Below are 15925 nucleotides of genomic sequence, written 5' to 3' on the forward strand. Positions count from 1 at the left end.
TAAAACCGTGTTTTTTATGTTGAAATAAAAAGAATAGTATCAGAATCTTCCCGTTTTGATCAAATCTAAAACAGGTATTTGTACGTTCACGGTACCAAAAGTTATGCTGTAAGTTTGATAGCCTGTTATGTAAACAGGAGTTAACCAAATCGAACAACTAAATGCTATAACGATGAACAAAGTCATTATTTTAACAATAGACGGCGGAGGGATAAAAGGAATTATCCCGGCCTATTTTCTTCAGGAACTGGAAAGTCAGTTAAATAAAAGCTGTTATGAAATCTTTGATATGATCGGCGGAACCTCTACCGGCGGAATTATTGCAACCGGATTAACGTCGCCGATACAAAACGGCCAACCCTTTACAGCCAGTGAAGTATTCAACATTTATCAAAATGACGGTAGTAAAATTTTTGTATCGCAATTTTCAGCAGACGATTATGCGGAATATTACGGCGATGACGGAACCGGAAACGGAATTGAACCTTTTTTACAGCAGCAATTCGGAACATCCACATTGAGTGAGGCGCAGGCCAATATGCAAAAGCTGGGCGGAAGAACCAAACATGTTTTTACAACCAGTTATACGATTAACAGTAGCGGTAATGCAATACCGAATCCGGTTATGGGAAAAGATTACGGACCGTATTTGTTTAATTGGAAAGACGCTGCTAATGCGGCCGATGACTATAAAGTATGGGAAGCAGCCCGGGCAACCAGTGCTGCGCCGACGTATTTCCCGGTAGCGAATGTTGGTGGCGGACAAAATGCGAATTCAAATGCAAGCGAACGATGGGCATTGGATGGCGGTGTGATGTCTAATAATCCGACAGTATGGGCTGTTGCTGAAGCGTTTCGTACCGGAATGGCAAAAACGTTAAGCGATATTGTTATTATATCATTAGGAACCGGAACCTATCCTTGCGGAGCCGGTTTGGTGACAGCTGATCAGGGCGGTTTAGATCCGGATAACGGAAATTGGGGTGTCGGACCATGGGCGGTTAGTAATCTGGACGATTTATCCGGAAATGAAAACGGTCGCGGTGCAATTATCAATATCATTACCGAATCCGTACAAATGGTATCCGATCAGCAAATCACATCGATGACGGCATCCGGACTGACGTATTACCGACTGGAACCTACTATTCTTCAGGATCAATCGAAAATGGATAATATCGATCAATCGAATATTGATTCCCTGATTGTTACCGCTACCGATTATCTGAATGGTGACGGGCAGAAAAAATTTAATGACATCGTAAGTTTATTAAAAACATTGTTGCCTGTTTCTGTAACAGCATAATAATTTTCAATCCATAGAAAGCGATCTCATAATTTTATGAGATCGTTTTCTTTTTAATGGCACTATACAGTTTTTGGTAAACCGGTGTCGGGATAGCATATGTCAAACCTTCGTGAACAACATATCCGATAAGGGATTCGATTTCCGTTTGTTTTTTTCCGTTTATAAAATCACTATGTAAGGATGAGGTTGCTGTAGCGGGCAGGTTTTCCTGTTTGGCTATCGTAAGCGCAATATTGTTTTCCGGTAACGAAATCTGTTTAGCTTGAGCTAAAAGACTTACTTCCGTGATAAGACGGATAAGGATGTCTTTTTTATCGGGATCCTCCAAAATAGGACCTATTGGCAAGTCATAATAGGTCGTAGCAGTAGCAATCGAAGAAACGAAAATAAATTTTTCCCAGATTACCGAGGCAATATCCGGCGTAAGTGTTGCATTAATCCCGGCTTGTATCAATCGTTGTTCCAAAACGGATAACCGTTCGTCGGAAATGGTATCAGATCCGAAAAAGAGTCTTTCGATAGTGCCGGTATTGGTAATTACACCCGGTTCTGTTAATCGGGAAACGATATAAACACATCCGTCAGCTACAATCGTGTCAGGATAATGCTGTTTGATTTTTGCAGTACTGTCCAAACCGTTTAGTAAAGGAAGGATCACGGTTTCTTTTTTGATACAAGGGTGCAATTGACTAAGTGTGGTTTCCAGATCATAAGTTTTCGTACAAAGAATAATAAAATCGGCTTTATCAAGATCGGAAGGGCTATCACTGACTTTCTGCGGATAGGCTATAAAGGTATCAGATCCTTTGATCACTTTAAGTCCGTTATGTTGAATCGCCTTCCGATTTTCGCCCCGTACCAGGAATTGTACGGCAACATCAGCATCATTTTCAAAACGTTTGGCCATGAGTCCGCCAAAATAGCCACCGACGCCGCCGATTCCTACAATTAAAATTGCTGTCATTTGCTTTTGATTTGAACGAAAAATACACCAAAATATTTAGTTTTTTAGTATTATCAATCTTTATTCCGGCTTATCAATAGCTTACCGGTTGTTTATTTATTGTCCGGATGTATTGGTTCGTTATCCGAAATTGAAAGTAAGAAAATGAATCAGATCAGTTTGTTATTCATGGCATAAAACAAGGCTTCTGTAATATTGTTTACACCAAAATTTTCAAAGATTTTCCGACGATGGTATTTAACCGTATCAGCAGAAACAAATATCTTTTCGGCTATCTGATTGATACTATAACCTTGTTTGTATAGTCGTAAAATTTCGATTTCTTTTGCCGACAATTTTTGCTTTTCTTCCGGGATCCATTCTTTTCGTTTCAGATCCAGTTTCCAGATAATATTGGAACTTTGCTTACTAATTATAACGTTACCGGATTGCTGATTATCAGAGAGCGAAACGATACACAACGATTTCCATAATTTACCGTCATCGGTTAGAAAAACCGGAGTAAGCTTATGACTGATCAACATTGGTTTACCTTTTTCATTGATCAAATGAAAATCATAGCTTATCGTATAAAGCTTACGTTCGTCATTGTTCGGTAGCTTATCGAAAAAATTAAATCCTTCCGTATTAATAATTTCAAGTAAATTGATATCGTCTGCAGGAACGTGCTTCAGATAAAAATTATAGCCCATCTGTCGCACTTCTTCGGCCGTATGTCCGCACAAAAACAACGGATTGTCCGACACATATTCAAATGTCATCTCTTTATAGTCGATCACATACAAGCTTTCGTAAGTCAACCGGGATAGTGATTGTGCTACTTCAAGATAGTTCTCCAAACGTACAGTTTCTTTTTCTGTAACGTTTTCGATGCGATTTTTATCCGAAAATAATAGCTTTTTTGTATTTCCCATCTGATTAAAACTACACTGTAGTGTAAAGTACAAATTAAATATCTTTCTGTTCTTTGTACAAACTTTTAGGATTAAAAGATCACTTAATTCAACACTAAATGCTAAAAAACGATGATCAGAATAATAATTGAAATAATCGAAATCATAAAAATAATAATCTTATGAGTAGTAAAAAAGGGTAGCAGTTTCCTTTGGGAATCATAGCTTTGATTTTAGGATTGAGTATTCTTAAACAATTTGATTGGAAAAATGTACGATTTGAAAAACCGGCATTGGTTATTGTATACGCAATCGCCTTTTTGATGTCTGTTTACTTTATCGTTAGAAGTATTAAAGAAAAAAAATAATATTTATTCTACTTAGGCTCCGACTTTTATGTGGGAAATCGTTTAAGAATGTAGGTTCTATAAGGAATTACAAGGATTTTAATCGATTTTAATATTTCACTTATTGATGAAATTTTATTTTATTTGCGCTACTCAAAATTACGCAATAATATAAAAACGATACATGATGAAATTAAAAAGAATCTTGCTATTTCTTTTGTTAGGGATGAATCTGACATGGGCGCAACAAACTGTTAAAGTGACGAATAATTATGCGAGTGAGAACAAAGAAATTCAGGAGCTGATCGATTTTCAAAATATCTATATCGAACAATTGAATTTTGTAGGAGCGGCACTTAAAGGAAAGTATTACGAAATAAACATACAGGAATTTAAAAACGGTAAACCGGTTCGTAAAGTCAATCTTTTTGAAGGAAGTGAATCGGATTATTTCAAAATCACCTTAGAAAATCTGTCGCTGAAATTTTTCTTTAGTATGACCGACGGAAAATTAAAAACCTATATGAAAGGTCCCGGTTTTGGAAGTAAAAAGAGCTATTTTAAGCTGAATAATGATGCCGAAATATATGCATTAAAAGACTTTTTCGGTTCCAAAGAATCGCTGGAAATGAATATTAGTACGGGAACAGATATTCCTGTTTTTGCAATTATAACGCCAACAATGCACAAAGATGGTTCCGGATCTTATTGTGAAGTGGTACAATCAGATGTAAAACCGGAAAATCTGGGAACTCATTTTAAAATCCCACACCACTTTTTAGTGAGCATACGATTTAAATAATTTTTTGAAATAAAATTGGTCTAAAACTTAAAAGATGAACAATTGTAAAAGCTGTACAGCAGAATTAACGGGCAATTACTGTATAAACTGCGGTCAACCGGCAAAATTAAAGCGGATTGACAGACATTATATTATTCATGAAATCGAACACGTTTTGCATTTCGATAAAGGCATCTTATTTACAACCAAAGAATTGTTGATCCGTCCGGGAGAAAGTGTTCGGGAATACCTGTCGGAAAACAGAAGCCGATTGGTTAAGCCGATTATTTTTGTGATTCTGACTTCTCTTATCTATTCTTTGGTTAATCATTTTTTTCATATTGAGCAGGGATATGTTTCGTATCAGCAAGAAGCGCTGAAAGATTCGGCTATTTTTAAAATGCTGGATTGGATTCAGTCCCATTATGGATATGCTAATATTTTAATGGGTGTTTTTATTGCCGGCTGGATAAAACTGTTTTTCAGAAAATACCAGTATAATTTTTTTGAAATTCTGATTTTGCTTTGTTTTGCAATGGGAATCAGTATGCTGATATGTGCCATTGCGGCAATTTTCGAAGGATTGCTTCAAGTGCATCTGATGCAATATGCCGGTATGCTGATGGTGGTCTATAGTGCCTGGGCAATCGGACAATTTTTTGATAAAACAAAAGCGATTAACTACTTTAAAGCTGTTATGGCTTACCTGATAGGGATTCTTTCTTTTTATATTCTCCTTAGTATTTTAGGAATCGTAATTGATTTGGCATTAAAAAAAATATAACAAAAAAAGATCGGATATAATTCATATCCGATCTTTTTTTATTCTGTAATCCATTTGATTAAGTCCTGTTGCTCGACAATATTCCAGGAATGAGGATGACGATCACCGTTAGCTCTGTAACCGCGATTTTTGGTTGCAATAAATTCAGCTTGCGTACTTCCCAATTGTTTTAAACTCAGAATAGCTTGTTCCAGTTTATAAGCATTCAGATCCTGATACGTACGCTTTTTATGTGTATTCTGCCATTCCAGATCCGGTTCGCTGTAAAACCGGGTTTTTATATCTTTTAATGAACGAATGTTTTGAGTCGAATTACAGGAAACAAGATAAGGAGATAAGGCTTTGTATTTTTCGATGTTTTCATTGGGTTTGCCTAACGTATTGTCAAATAATTCCATTAGATATTGTCCTTCAGCTACAGCTTCCGCATCGACATTTTTAATTACTTCTTTTTGAGACTCATTGTATAGCGCTTCCAGGTCGATAGGAGAGTCTATAACCATAAGTCCTTTTGGCTGTGTTTGATTTTTGGTCTTTAGCATATAATCAGTGAGTAAAAGAGCTATATTGCCGCCACCTGAAAAACCACCGATATAAACATTGTCTTTAGCCACTTTATTTTGATCCAATATGCTGTTGAGTGTTTTTGCGTATTCCGTTTTTTCAGAATCTGTTAAAAACAGTTTTAGGTTGTAATTTAAAAGTAAGGTTGTAATACCGGCTTTTTCGATGTCTTTTAAAAATTTAGCTTCAGTTTTGGTATTCGCAATGTCACACGGATAACAAGGAAATAAGACCAAAACAGCTTTCTGCGGATCGGTTATTTTAAGCTCGTAATTATCTCCTTTTACAATCTTTACGGATCGTTCCGGGGATTTACAAGCTATTAAAAACAGTACGGTAAATACAAGGAAGATGCTTTTTTTCATTATAAACAAATACGTTAATTCGGAGACTAATGTAAGAAAAATAGGTATATGGAAATCAAATGTTTTGTTAAAGAATAAAAGGGCAAAGGATTGTTAGTCGATGTAGCACTTTTCGTAAATTTGTATGCCCTTGATGGTAAAAACGAAATTAATATGATTATACGAAAAAAAGAACATTGGTTCAGAATGCTTTTTATCTGGAATGGCTCGGTATTACCGGCGTTACTGCCTCGTTTGATTTTAATATTTCTTTTGTCGGTTGCAGTAGTCTATTTCCACGGTGTTATATTTTCGTTTAAAATACCGCTTAATACCACGCCGTTAACATTGTTTGGTTTTGTATTGGCATTGTTTCTCGGATTTCGGAATAACGCCAGCTATGATCGCTTCTGGGAAGGACGAAAACTTTGGGGCGCTTTACTGAACACTACTCGCTCACTAACACGCCAGGCATTAACATTGGGAGAAAATATTGATAAAACAGCGGTTTATGAATTCGTACAATTGTTAAGCGCCTTTAATTATGCATTAAAACATCAATTGCGACATACCGATCCGATTGCGGATTTACAAAAACGATTGAATAAGGAGCAATTGAATATTGTAACCGATTCGCAATATAAACCGGCAATGATTTTGAAATTTTTAGGCGAATGGGTACAAAAAGCTAAAAAAGAAAATAAAATTGATACGATTCAACAAGCTCGTTTTGATGAAAACCTGAATAAGTTAGCCGATGTTTTAGGTGGATGTGAACGCATTCAATCAACGTTGATTCCGTATAGTTACAGTGTATTATTACATCGAACGGTCTATTTATATTGTCTGTTATTACCCTTTGCTCTGGTAGATAGTCTGGGGTGGTTTACCCCTTTTATTGTTGTATTTATTGCTTATACTTTTGTAGCTTTTGAAGCTATTGCCGATGAAATAGAAGAACCTTTCGGTACAGAAGCTAATGATCTGGCGTTAACCAGTATGTGTGAAATGATTGACACTACAATATTTGAAATGATTGATGTTCATATTGATGTAGTACCTAAATCTTCACAGAAAATAATCGATTAATTAGAGCATTAGTTGTAGCGGGAAGAATACTTCGTTTTTGTCATTATTTTTTTGTTCCAGGTTACCAATAAGAGTATAAACAGGGAAAAACAGATCAATGACACGATGTTCATCTGAATAATAAAAGCATGCATGGCTGCTGCAACGATTATGGATTTCGTACGTAAAACAGCAAAGGTCAGGATAAAAGAAAACACAATACAAAAGGCCATAAAGATCCAGAAACCACCATATTGATCAAAGTTTTTAAAAATCAGAATATGCCATATGGCCCATAATATACCGGAAATCAGACTTTTTAAAACGTAATTTATTGTACCCGTACTTTCAATTAAATAACCTCTCCAGGCATATTCTTCCATCAGGTTATAAATAAAAGCAAAGGAACAGGTCAGTAAAGCCCACAAATGAATGTTTACACCATGACTGTTATTGATTCCGTATATCGAATAGGCTGTGAATAAAATAACCGGAAAAAGGATACTCTTGATTTTATTGTTTCCTAAAAGTGTAATCTCTTGCTTTATACCACTAAAACGATAGGCCAGAAACGAAACAATTAAAACCACAAAACCGTGATTATAGTTAAACGAGAAAGGAATATCGGTTAGCTGAGTTAAAATCAGATTTAGAAGATTAGGAAGTTGCCGTGCCAAATAAGTTCCGATCAGAATGATACCGTAAAAGGCTAAAATAGGTAACCAGTTGACTGTTTTGATTTGTTCTGATATCTTCTTCATATAATATAAGGACTGATTTTTTAGTAGCTAAGATTGTTTTTACAAATATATATTTTAATCGGTAAAAATAAACTTACAATACAGAAAGATGAATATAATTGATCATAGAATTATCAGATCTTGTATTTGAAAAAGAAAGACTTCCGATTATAGTGACGTTATTTGATAATCGGAGGTGTTCTGAAAAGAATTGTCAAAATATTATTTTTTCAACGTTTTTAAAGCCAATGTTGTAATATCCCGGGTTACCTGAGTCGGTGACTGACAATCGCAATTACTCAGTCCTAAAACATAAATAGCTTCGCCGGGAATATAAACTCCCATTGCTTTAAAACCGAAAACACTACCGCCATGTTCGCGGGACGGAACGCCGTTAATTTGTTTTAAATGCCAACCGTATCCGTATTCAATCTCCTGTCCGTTGTTCAATTTATAGGGCTGAAACATCTTGGCTGTGTATTTAGCATTCAGTAAACTATTTTGATTCAGTCCGTTTTGCCATTTCTGAAGATCATCTACAGTCGACATCAGCGCACCGGAAGCAAAAGGAATACTAAAACTAATGCTCGTTTTGTTTACATAACCGGAGCTTTTTTTGTGGTAACCGTAAGCACGCATCGGGATCACTTTTCGGTCACTGGCATAATAGGAATGCGTCATTCCCAATCGGTCAAAAATATGCTGTCGGATAAATTCCTCATAAGTTATTCCGGATGTAAGCTCAATCAGATAACCCAATAAAACATAACCGGAGTTGTTGTATTCAAATTTTTCTCCGGGTTTAAAGTCAACGGTTTCATTTTTAAAAAAATCAACCACCATTTTTGGCGTCATTTCTTTTTGGGCTATTTCCGATAACGATTTCATTTTGGTAAAATCTTTTATTCCGGAAGTATGCGTGAGTAAATGATGAATTGTGATAGCATTCCCGTTCGGATAATCCGGGATATATTTGGATATCGGATCATTAGCGTTTAGCTTTCCCTGTTGTTCAAGCATGAGGATGGCGACAGCAGTAAATTGTTTGGTCATCGAACCGATTTGAAAAACATTATCGGAAGTCATTGGAACATTTAATTCCAGATTGGCTTTGCCAAATGCTTTTTTGTAAATCGGCTTGCCTTTTTGAGCGATATAAAAGACACCGCCGGGACCGTTTTCGTCTTTAAATTCGGTTTTAATGATACTGTCAACTTTCTTTTCTAATTCCTGTGAAAATAAGGACAGCGAAAAAAATACGCATAAGAATGCGATTGCGGTTTTTTGAAACGCCATAATTTTTACTTGTTTTTGATTGATGATGATGATTGGATGCTCAAAAGAGAATCGATTGCAAAGTACTAAAAAAAGCGATGTCCGAATGGGATTTATCGGAGGTTATTTGGAAGAAAAATTCTTTTAAAAGTAGTATGTTTGCGGCCTAAAAAACAAACAGATGCAAAAACTTTATTTCTTCTTTTTTACTTTTTTACTTTCCGTAATTGTATATGCCCAGCCTAGTAAAGGTGAATTTATCAATGTTTCTATGGGTTTTGGTTTAACATCTCCTTATAATGAAACAGATACGGATATGAACAGTAACGGATTTTATGCGCAGGGAGAATATATCTGGAGTCCGCGTAGTTGGTTTGGCGTCCGACCTTATGTAGGTGTTGTTATCACTTCAGGAGAAGCAAAAGTCAAACGAGCCGGAGCACCGGATTATAAAATCCAAACAAATGCGGCTTTATTGGGCGCTAAAGTTCGCCTTGCAGCACCGATTCCTTACGTAGCACCTTTTATCGAAACCGGTTTCGGTGTATCGATCGGTTCTTTTGAAACGTTTACAGAAGAGGAAAACCTGAAAAAATCCGGAATCATTACACATATTCCGCTTACATTAGGTTTAGCTATAGGTCGCAAGCATAATTATGAAGTTAAATTGATTTATTATTATCAGGAACAAGTACGACAGGTTACCGGAGCAGCCGCTTTAGGTTTTTCGTTTCCGATTGATTAATAAGATTGCGAAGTAAATTTATACAGATAGATTTTGTTTAAGACATACTTATGGGAGCTATTGAAAGGCTATTGATTTTAATATTTATAGTAGCGTTAGGTTTTACGCTTTGCATTGCCTTTGTTTTTAGAAAAATGATAAAGAAAAAGCTAATACTTTCAATACCGGTTTTGCTAATACTATTTGTGATTATTTATTTACTGATAGCTCGTAATTTAGATATTATATTGGGTTAGGTTTAATGCACCAGAACTATCTTCTGAATTAAAACAAATGAAAAATACTTATTAGATTAAAGCATGACAGCAAATCAAATAATACAAGAGTTAAAGGAAAACAACACGATAAGTCGCGAGACTATTTTAGAAATAGAAAAGCATGCGCTTGTCGGACAGGAATTAGTACGATATTTTAAAGAAAATAAAAATAGGGAATGGGCACTTCAACTGCTTAGAAGAGCCGTAGAAATCAGAAACGAACCGTATCCCAAAGGTTATGATATCGGTACCGGAACGCTAATGCTAGCCGGTTATATTGTAGGACTTCATCAGCAGATCGAAGATTGCCTGGAAATCTGGAAGGCCAAAACGGTTGATTTTGATACTTTTTGCGGGTTTGACATTCAATTGGTTGTGTTTGGAGGTGTAGCTAATACAATTGCTTATCTAAAGCAACAAAACGCAGAAGATGCAGTAAAATATATAACGGAATGCGACGAATCAGGCGATTTTGATACATTGGATCAGTATTTTAATCCGGATGGAATGCCGTATTATATATAAGTACAATTTTGCTCTTTTTTTGCGATTGATTCAAGGTGCAATTACCTGTTTTTTCTTGACGAAAAGACGATACATAAAAAGCAACGGTATCAAATAATAGAATGATATTTGATCTTTCAAAAGGGGAGCAATCCATGAATTACTTATGTCTTTATAATCGGAAATTCTTTCATTTCTTCTTCGGTATGTTTGACAATATTGGCAATAACGGAGTCTAATTCTTCAGCAGAATGGGTCAGATAACTTAAAAACTGATCCAGTTCTGTTTCATCGATGCCTTCAGAGCGCAATAGATTCGTGATACCTAAAATTCGGGATAGCGGACCACGAATAACATGCGATTGTAAATAAGCAATCTCTCGCATCTTTTCGTTTTTTTTCTCGATTGCCGTTATATATTCAGACTCGGCCGTAATATCCCGCACAATGGCCAAACGTACCCAAGAACCGTTAAGCCGTATATTACTCGCGTTAATATCAACCAAAATATGCTGTCCGTTTTTATTAAAATGAATATCCTTTTGATGTACATAATCCTTGCGAATCTTATTCCGAAACGTATCTTCGGCACATTGTACCAGATAATTGACTTTCATTCCAAAAAACTCTTTCCGGGTATAGCCGTAACATTTTATAGCACTCTTATTAACGTGAAGCAAACGCAAACTAACAGGATCGTAAATAAGCATCGGTAGCGGATTAAAAAAGAACAGACTCTTATAGTGTGTTAGCGATTCTTGTAATAAGGTCTCTTTGGCGATTTTTTCCTGAATTTCCTGATGAAGTTTTGAATACAGACTTTCCGATTTCAGAATGGTTTTCTCAAAACCTGATATAATATATAAAATGACAAATACCATAACCAGATTTGAGAATACAAAATTGAAGGTGTAGAGCATCCATCGATCCGGAACATCATAATTTAGTAAATCAAGATCGTGTAAGTGAAATCCTTTGATCAAGGCAATATTAAACGTAACACAGATAAACGCATTTACTGCGACAGAAAGATAGGCTACTTTTTTGTTAAACAGAAGGGTAACAAATACACTGAGTAGCAGTAGGAAAATCGTTCCGAACATTAGAGAGTGTAAGGTTACAATTTTTAGAACGGAAAATAATACCATTATGGTAACACCAAAAAATTTTTTATAACGAATCGGTATTTTGGTATGTAACAGTACGATAGTGATCGATGTAAATGCCACGAAATCAATAATGGCAGTCAGGTAATTATTGTGATAGCATTCTATCAATATGGAAGCAATGAGTGATAAGGCTCCGGTTGGTAATGCAAATTTTATGATCTCCGTAAAAAAACGGTCTTTCCAGATTTGGTTTCGGTCTTGATCTTTTTTTTCCGAACGTGTTCGGTTGTGTATAAAGACGACGTATCTTCTCCACAGATTTTTTAGATGATCAGTTGATGGGTAGCGGGCTTTTTTCATAGATGATTGGGGTCATACTTCAATTTTACGAATAAATTCTGTATTTGTTGCGATAAAAAAGCCTTGTTTTTTGAGGATTTTAAAATAGTGATGTAGAATACTGATGGTGACTAATACTGTTTACAGGTATTTGTTTTTTATACATAAGATTTTTATTACAGATGTAAAATTGAAAAAGAGAGAACAGTTAGTAAACCGGAATTCAAAGCAAAATACGATTGACAGCATAGTGCAACTGTTTTTTTTCGTATTTTGTATAGTAAATCAATAAAAATATTCGGTATGAAAGTGGTTATAATAGGTGCTACAGGCGCAACGGGAAAAGAATTGCTTGAGTTGCTTATCGCAAATCCGGAAGTAACTGAAATTATCGCATTGGTTCGAAAACCGCTCACAGTAAAAGAAACGAAACTCCAAGAAGTAGTAGTCGATTTTGACAGGATTGCGGATTGGGATTATGACCTTTCCGCTGATGTCGCTTTTTCCTGTATGGGCACAACATTAAAAGCGGCCGGAAGTAAAGAAGCGCAGTATAAAGTGGACTATACTTACCAATATGAATTTGCCCGAATAGCAAAAGCAAAACAGATTCCCGCTTTTATCCTGATATCAGCAACATCGGCTAATCCGTATGCTACGATATTCTATTCTAGGATAAAAGGAGAATTAGAACAAGCGGTTGAAAAATTAAATTTTGAAAATTACATTGTTTTTCGTCCGGGACCACTTATCCGCTCTAATTCAGATAGAGGAGGAGAAAAAATCAGCATTTCGATTATCTCATTTTTAAATAAACTCGGATTCTTACGGAAAATGGCTCCGTTACCGGTAAAAGAACTGGCTAAACTGATGATCCGATACGCTAAAAATCCACCTCCCGGACATACTATATTGGAATCAGAAATTATACTAGATGAAATAAAGAAAGCGGATTAATTTAGCTTATCACTGTAGATGATTGAAAGATATAGCACCGGTGTATTACGGTTATATTTTATGATCATATGAAACAGATTCGGTTTCATCCTCCTCAGAATCCGGTAGTGTTACATTTATTGCTATCGTTTCTTTTCGAAGATGATGGAATGGAAATTCTACTTAGACAGATGATTGCAATATTGGAACATAATAGGTTTAATACCATAAAAGAACTCAGTTGAATAAAAAAATCACTATATTTATAAGTGAGACCAATTGAGTATCAGATAATTTCCTGATTTTCTAGTAAGCAAAGCTGAGTTTGTCTTTCCAATGCGTTTCAATTGTATTTTGAGATAAGTAAAATGGGTAGAATAACAAAATTAATTTTGATATGAAAAAAATTTCCCGATACCTTCCTTTTCTTTTTTTTATACTTCTGATGAATTGCAAAAGCGATCAAAACGAAGGCGATGCACTATATTTCGGCGGAACGATCCTTACTATGGAAGATGATCAGCCGGAAGCGGAAGCGCTGGTTGTAAAAGACGGAAAAATAATCTTTGTCGGAACCAAAGAAAAAGCCGGTAAATGGATTGGAAAAAATACGAAACAAATAGATTTAAACGGTAAAACACTGCTTCCCGGTTTTATTGATGCACACGGACATATTACTTCTCGTGCCGGTATGGAACAAGCCGTTGATCTTTCGCCAGGTCCTTATGGTACGGTAAACTCGATTCCCGATTTACAAAAGACTTTAAAAGGGTATATTCAGAAAAATAAATTAGCGGCAGCAACACCTATTTTAGGAAACGGATATGATGATGCAATTATGACAGAACACCGTCATCCGACACGGGAAGAATTGGATGCCATTAGTACGACAAACCCGATAATTGTTATTCATGCATCCGGTCATGCGAGTGTGGTTAACACGGCTATGCTGAAATTACTGAATATTCCGGAAGATATAAAAGATCCCGAAGGAGGTCATTATGGGAGAGATTCTAAAACCCATCGGTTAAATGGTAAATTAGAAGAAAACGCCAATTTTATGGCTTTGATCAAGTTTACGGAAATGATGCCGAAACCCAAACCTGCTGCAAACGGACTTTCTCAATCGTTACAGGATTTTGTAAAGGCACAGGATGAATGGTTGCGTTACGGACAAACGACGATTTGTGACGGTCGTTCAATGGGAACTAGTGTGGGTTTGTTGAAAGAAGCCGCTGAAAAGAATCTTTTAAAAGCAGATGTAGTTTACTTTCCCGATTTTGAAGCCAACAAAAAGGAATGGAAATCCTTTTTACCGCATTATATGAAATATGAAAAGCGATTGAAATTCGGCGGATTTAAATTTTCGGATGACGGTTCGCCACAGGGAAAAACAGCCTGGTTGACGGAACCGTATCTAATTCCTCCGGAAGGCCAGACACCCGATTATAAAGGCTTTCCTATATTTACAGATGAAACGTTGTATACCGATCTGAAAACCATTTTTACCGATAATATTACAGCTCAACTTCATGTCAATGGTGATGCTGCAATTGATCAGGCAATCCGGGTTATTGGAAAGTTAAAAGACGAAGGAATTTATAAACCGGAAATACGGGCTACCTTAATTCACGTTCAGAACAGCCGACCTGATCATATTGCTAAAATAAAGGAAATAGGTGTTATCCCGTCTTATTTCTCATCTCATGTGTATTTATGGGGCGACTGGCATTATCAAAGCGTATTCGGACCGAAACGCGCCGCCTATATAAGTCCGGCACAATCGGCAAAAAAGGCCGGTATTTTGTTTACGATTCACCACGATTCACCGGTTACGCCACCTGACTTGCTAACGGGTGTTTATTCCGCGGTTAACCGAACTACACGTTCGGGGATGATTTTAGGACCTAATGAGCGGATTAGTGTTTTGGATGCCTTGAAAGCAATTACGATTAATGCGGCGTATCAATATCAGGAAGAAAACCGAAAAGGTTCTTTAAAGGAAGGAAAGCTAGCCGATCTGGTAATTTTAGACCAAAATCCATTGCGTATTGACCCCAAAAAACTGAGAGATATTCAAGTAATGGAAACGATTAAGGAAGGAAAAACGGTATTTAAAAAAGAGTAAATTTCGATATTACGCGTTGTTTGAATTACAATTAAAGATGCTGATCATCAGTGGTTAAATAAAAAATGCAGTTCTTTTAAAAAGCAGATTTTCTTAAATAAGAATATTGTTTTTAGTATCCGAACCGACCGATTTTTAACAACAAAGCAATCCAACCCCATCGTTTGGTTATATAGGCGACTTTACGTTTTTTAGTGATCGCAGTATAAATTTGTTTGGCTGCTTTTTCTGTAGGTGCAACCCAAAACTGACCTTCTCCTTTTGCCATTGCAGTATCAACAAATCCCGGACGGATATCGGTAACCAATATTCCGGACTTTAGTTTTCGGGCTTTTTGCCGTAATCCGCTCATATAATTGATTTGATAGGCTTTTGATGCATTGTAAGCCGGTGCAATTTCACTGCTTAACAGTCCGGCTAATGAACTGATACCAACCAGATGACCGGAATGTTGTTTCATAAAATAATGAAAAGCCCAATCGGCAATATAAGTAAAGCCGCTTACATTGGTGTTGATTGTTCTTTGTTCCGGCTCAAAATTCAAATCAGGATTAAGTTCTCCTGTTCCAGAACTGATGATCAGTAAATCAAGACCGCCTAATTTTCGGACTAATAGTTCCAGTTTTTCCTGTAAAGCAGGAATATCGGTAATATCCATCGGCATAATCTCAAAAGCATCCGGATTTTCTGACTTAACAGATTCAAGTAGTTTCTGTCTTCGCCCGGTTATTCCAATACAATATCCCTTTTTTGCGAGTAGTAAAGCCAACTCTTTTCCGATACCGGAAGTCGCACCAATGATAACTGCTTTTTTCATGCTTTAAAAATACATCGTTTT

The 15925-nt window shown here is 36.3% G+C and carries 15 protein-coding genes; 8 read left to right on the plus strand and 7 right to left on the minus strand.

Translation table 11 applies throughout. The annotated features are described in order from the left end of the window. Nucleotides 1-172: 172 nt before the first annotated feature. Nucleotides 173-1306 carry a patatin-like phospholipase family protein gene (locus NOX80_RS10540; protein WP_256549738.1) on the plus strand — a complete coding sequence of 378 codons (1134 nt, stop codon included), beginning with the start codon at nucleotides 173-175 and terminating at the stop codon, nucleotides 1304-1306. Between the two features lie 34 nt (nucleotides 1307-1340). On the opposite strand, the gene NOX80_RS10545 is transcribed toward NOX80_RS10540, so the two are convergent. Together NOX80_RS10545 and NOX80_RS10550 are read right to left on the minus strand one after the other, a co-directional pair. Beyond that, nucleotides 1341-2273 carry a ketopantoate reductase family protein gene (locus NOX80_RS10545; protein ID WP_256549739.1) on the minus strand — a complete coding sequence of 311 codons (933 nt, stop codon included), beginning with the start codon at nucleotides 2271-2273 and terminating at the stop codon, nucleotides 1341-1343. Between the two features lie 149 nt (nucleotides 2274-2422). Continuing rightward, a complete protein-coding gene (locus tag NOX80_RS10550) occupies nucleotides 2423-3187 on the minus strand; it encodes a helix-turn-helix transcriptional regulator (RefSeq protein ID WP_256549740.1) in 765 nt (254 codons plus the stop codon). Nucleotides 3188-3697: 510 nt separating this feature from the next. Here NOX80_RS10550 and NOX80_RS10555 point away from each other — a divergent pair. Beyond that, complete coding sequence (locus NOX80_RS10555; protein ID WP_256549742.1) at nucleotides 3698-4315, plus strand: hypothetical protein; 618 nt, start codon at nucleotides 3698-3700, stop codon at nucleotides 4313-4315. 34 nt (nucleotides 4316-4349) lie between these two features. Beyond that, on the plus strand, nucleotides 4350-5078 hold the full coding sequence (locus tag NOX80_RS10560) for a DUF3667 domain-containing protein (protein ID WP_256549743.1): 729 nt from the start codon (nucleotides 4350-4352) through the stop codon (nucleotides 5076-5078). A gap of 38 nt (nucleotides 5079-5116) precedes the next feature. Here the strand turns inward: NOX80_RS10560 and NOX80_RS10565 are convergent, their stop codons facing one another. Further along, the gene (locus tag NOX80_RS10565; RefSeq protein WP_256549744.1) at nucleotides 5117-6007 is read right to left on the minus strand and encodes an alpha/beta hydrolase fold domain-containing protein; all 891 of its coding nucleotides are present in this window, start codon (nucleotides 6005-6007) and stop codon (nucleotides 5117-5119) included. A 153-nt stretch (nucleotides 6008-6160) separates the two neighbouring features. Between NOX80_RS10565 and NOX80_RS10570 the strand changes: the two genes are divergently transcribed. Next, on the plus strand, nucleotides 6161-7075 hold the full coding sequence (locus NOX80_RS10570; RefSeq protein WP_256549745.1) for a bestrophin family protein: 915 nt from the start codon (nucleotides 6161-6163) through the stop codon (nucleotides 7073-7075). An 8-nt stretch (nucleotides 7076-7083) separates the two neighbouring features. On the opposite strand, the gene NOX80_RS10575 is transcribed toward NOX80_RS10570, so the two are convergent. Next, complete coding sequence (locus NOX80_RS10575) at nucleotides 7084-7815, minus strand: CPBP family intramembrane glutamic endopeptidase (RefSeq protein WP_256549746.1); 732 nt, start codon at nucleotides 7813-7815, stop codon at nucleotides 7084-7086. A gap of 201 nt (nucleotides 7816-8016) precedes the next feature. Beyond that, nucleotides 8017-9090 carry a serine hydrolase domain-containing protein gene (locus NOX80_RS10580; RefSeq protein WP_256549747.1) on the minus strand — a complete coding sequence of 358 codons (1074 nt, stop codon included), beginning with the start codon at nucleotides 9088-9090 and terminating at the stop codon, nucleotides 8017-8019. Nucleotides 9091-9250: 160 nt separating this feature from the next. Here NOX80_RS10580 and NOX80_RS10585 point away from each other — a divergent pair, with 160 nt between their 5' ends. Both NOX80_RS10585 and NOX80_RS10590 read left to right on the plus strand, forming a co-directional pair. Beyond that, nucleotides 9251-9814 (plus strand): hypothetical protein, encoded by a 564-nt coding sequence (locus NOX80_RS10585; protein WP_256549748.1) that lies wholly within the window; start codon nucleotides 9251-9253, stop codon nucleotides 9812-9814. Between the two features lie 299 nt (nucleotides 9815-10113). After that, the gene (locus NOX80_RS10590; RefSeq protein WP_256549749.1) at nucleotides 10114-10596 is read left to right on the plus strand and encodes a hypothetical protein; all 483 of its coding nucleotides are present in this window, start codon (nucleotides 10114-10116) and stop codon (nucleotides 10594-10596) included. Nucleotides 10597-10739: 143 nt separating this feature from the next. Here NOX80_RS10590 and NOX80_RS10595 read toward each other — a convergent pair whose 3' ends face one another. Next, nucleotides 10740-12044: a PAS domain S-box protein gene (locus NOX80_RS10595; RefSeq protein WP_256549750.1), complete on the minus strand. Its 1305-nt coding sequence runs from the start codon at nucleotides 12042-12044 to the stop codon at nucleotides 10740-10742. A gap of 282 nt (nucleotides 12045-12326) precedes the next feature. Between NOX80_RS10595 and NOX80_RS10600 the strand changes: the two genes are divergently transcribed. Then, nucleotides 12327-12980 carry an NAD(P)H-binding protein gene (locus tag NOX80_RS10600; RefSeq protein WP_256549751.1) on the plus strand — a complete coding sequence of 218 codons (654 nt, stop codon included), beginning with the start codon at nucleotides 12327-12329 and terminating at the stop codon, nucleotides 12978-12980. Between the two features lie 376 nt (nucleotides 12981-13356). Next, nucleotides 13357-15087, plus strand: a complete 1731-nt coding sequence (locus NOX80_RS10605) for an amidohydrolase (RefSeq protein ID WP_256549752.1) — start codon at nucleotides 13357-13359, stop codon at nucleotides 15085-15087. A gap of 112 nt (nucleotides 15088-15199) precedes the next feature. On the opposite strand, the gene NOX80_RS10610 is transcribed toward NOX80_RS10605, so the two are convergent. Further along, nucleotides 15200-15904: an SDR family NAD(P)-dependent oxidoreductase gene (locus NOX80_RS10610; RefSeq protein ID WP_256549753.1), complete on the minus strand. Its 705-nt coding sequence runs from the start codon at nucleotides 15902-15904 to the stop codon at nucleotides 15200-15202. Nucleotides 15905-15925: the final 21 nt, after the last annotated feature.

The sequence above is a fragment of the Flavobacterium cerinum genome (genome assembly GCF_024496085.1).
Classification (GTDB): Bacteria; Bacteroidota; Bacteroidia; order Flavobacteriales; family Flavobacteriaceae; genus Flavobacterium; species Flavobacterium cerinum_A.